Genomic DNA, 1,328 nt, shown 5'->3' with positions numbered 1-1,328 from the left:
AAGGTCACTTGCTCCGAAACGGATGCAAAAGCCATTTGTTTGTCTTGCACAACGCCCAGAGACCAATCGGTGTTAGGGACTTGAGCAACATAAATCAGTTGGTCGCCTTGTTTTGGCCACGTGATTGTTTCTAGCTTCGCGTGTTGTGCCAAGTTGGCCATTTTATCGCGAGTCAGTTCTGGATTTAACGTGGTGAGCGGTTTCTGGCTGAGCTTTTCATCTTTATAAGCGACGAGATTATTGTTGCCATCCACCAAAAACGCGAAGCCGTTGTTATCCAGTTGGATATTCAATACTTCGTTGATGATGTCTGTGACGGCCAAGTCAGCGGCCAATACGCCTTGTTTGTTTTGGTTAAACGCTTTGGCAAAGCTGACCACAATACTGCCATCAAAGTCTTGGTATGGCTCGGTAATGATCAGCCCAGATTGTGCCATCGCGTCTTGATACCAAGGGCGAGTTCGAGGGTCGTAATCGGATGGCCATGATTCGCTTTTATCGCCGTAGGCAATCGCGCCGTCAGAGAACCCTGCGTAAACCGAGAGAAATTTCCCCGCGCGTTTGGTCAGCAATAACTCGCGATCTGCATCATCAGAACCGGCGATGATTTGTTCGTTAGCCAACATCATATCGCTACGAATTGAGAGCCAATCGCTGATATAACGGTTAGTCGACTCAGAAATATTCTGTATTTCTCGGTTGAGTGTGGATGTGGTTTCTTCGTGAAGTTGATTAACGGAAACCCAAGCTTGAACGCCACTTACGATGGCGATAATGACTGCGATAGCAATCTGGATTTTTAACTTAATGGTATTTCTCATTGTCTAACCTTTATAAACAGACAAAAAGATCAGTGTCACAACGTGTGACTCCAGAGGGTTTAGACGATTCAAGCACAGAGCGTTACATGAAAGGCTTTAGTGAATTTATCGACAGTTAGTGATGAAACTTGAGGCACATGGTGTGATTTTTATTCAGCAATGCAATGTTAAATCTCTATTCATCATGGTGTGCAAAGGGGAACGAAGTCGAGGTAATGGGAATGAAGGGGCTCTGTGAAGGCGTAACCCCTCACAGAGCCAGAACGTTAGAAGAGAATCAACACAGCGCCGTAAACTATAAACAGACCAATTAAGCCAATGATGAGTCCGACTTTCGCCATGTCTTTGCTTTCTATCAGGCCTGTTGAATACGCTAATGAGTTTGGTGGGGTGGAGACAGGTAAAATCATGCCCAGTGAAGCCGAGAATGCGACCACAACCAGTAAGCCTTGTAAGCCACCGACAGCGGCCAAACTCGGCATGGAAACCCCGATTGCTGCGGCAATT

At 46.2% G+C, this 1,328-nt stretch carries 2 protein-coding genes; both read right to left on the bottom strand.

Translation table 11 applies throughout. The features are described 5' to 3' along the window. Positions 1-821 (bottom strand): cache domain-containing protein (locus R7O13_RS24185; protein ID WP_318304844.1); only part of this gene is annotated, 821 nt, incomplete at its 3' end. Positions 822-1,087: 266 nt separating this feature from the next. Next, on the bottom strand, positions 1,088-1,328 hold a 241-nt coding region (locus tag R7O13_RS24180), incomplete at its 5' end, for an anion permease (protein ID WP_318304843.1).

The organism is Vibrio sp. Y176 (assembly GCF_033438945.1).
Note: the sequence above shows the minus strand (reverse complement) of the source record. Positions and strands in the feature narration are given on the sequence as shown.